Origin of the sequence: Nocardiopsis mangrovi (assembly GCF_042653925.1) — a bacterium.
Classification (GTDB): Bacteria; Actinomycetota; Actinomycetes; order Streptosporangiales; family Streptosporangiaceae; genus Nocardiopsis_B; species Nocardiopsis_B mangrovi.
In genome coordinates this window covers 1-1,257 of sequence record NZ_JBHSFQ010000086.1, presented here as the reverse complement: position 1 = coordinate 1,257, position 1,257 = coordinate 1, and the positions used below count along the sequence as shown (strand labels likewise).

The following is a 1,257-nucleotide window of genomic DNA, read 5'->3' as shown; positions in this document are numbered from 1 at the left end:
GCCGGCGAGGCCCACGGCGGGGTCAAGCCCGCCAACTTCCTCGACATCGGCGGCGGCGCCTCGGCCGAGGTCATGGCCAACGGCCTGGAGATCATCCTGGGCGACCCCTCGGTCAAGAGCGTGTTCGTCAACGTCTTCGGCGGGATCACCGCCTGCGACGCGGTGGCCAACGGCATCGTGCAGGCGCTGGAGCTGCTGGAGCAGCGTGGCGACGACGTGTCCAAGCCGCTGGTGGTGCGGCTGGACGGCAACAACGCCGAGCTGGGGCGGGCGATCTTGACCGGGCGCGCGCATCCGGCGGTGCGGCAGGTGGAGACCATGGACGGCGCCGCGGCCCAGGCCGCCGAACTGGCCGCCCTCTAGGCGCGGAAGGCTGAAGAGCGATATGGCTATTTTCCTGACCAAGGACAGCAAGGTGCTGGTCCAGGGCATGACCGGCGCGGAGGGCACCAAGCACACGCGCCGGATGCTGGCCTCGGGCACCCGGGTGGTGGGCGGGGTCAACCCGCGCAAGGCCGGCCGGAGTGTCGACGTCGACGGCACGAGTGTGCCGGTGTTCGGGTCGGTGGCCGAGGGGATGAAGGACACCGGGGCCGATGTCACGGTGATCTTCGTTCCGCCGAGGTTCACCAAGGACGCGGTGGTCGAGGCGATCGACGCCGGGATCGGGCTGGCGGTGGTGATCACCGAGGGTGTGCCGGTGCACGACACCGCGAAGATCTGGGCGCACGCCAAGGCGACGGGCGACCGGACCCGTATCATCGGCCCCAACTGCCCAGGGCTGATCAGCCCGGGGGAGTCCAACGCGGGCATCATCCCGGCCGACATCACCAAGCCGGGGCGGATCGGGCTGGTGTCGAAGTCGGGGACTTTGACGTATCAGATGATGTACGAGCTGCGTGATATCGGGTTCTCCACGGCGGTGGGCATCGGGGGCGACCCGGTGATCGGGACCACTCACATCGATGCGCTGGCGGCGTTCGAGGCCGATCCGGGCACGGACGCGATCGTGATGATCGGTGAGATCGGCGGTGACGCCGAGGAGCGGGCCGCGGATTACATCCGTGAGCACGTGACCAAGCCCGTGGTGGGGTATGTGGCGGGGTTCACGGCTCCCGAGGGCAAGACGATGGGGCACGCCGGCGCGATCGTGTCGGGGTCGGCGGGGACCGCGGCGGCGAAGAAGGACGCGTTGGAGGCGGCCGGGGTGAAGGTCGGCAAGACCCCCACCGAAACCGCCGAACTCGCCCGCGCCCT

At 69.8% G+C, this 1,257-nt stretch carries 1 protein-coding gene and 1 pseudogene; both read left to right on the top strand.

Features of this window, described 5'->3' with window-relative positions:
• A pseudogene (locus ACFO4E_RS30040) lies at nt 1-363 on the top strand (ADP-forming succinate--CoA ligase subunit beta); the annotation flags it as partial.
• A 22-nt stretch (nt 364-385) separates the two neighbouring features.
• Nucleotides 386-1,257 (top strand): succinate--CoA ligase subunit alpha (gene sucD / locus ACFO4E_RS30035; protein WP_378580703.1); only part of this gene is annotated, 872 nt, incomplete at its 3' end.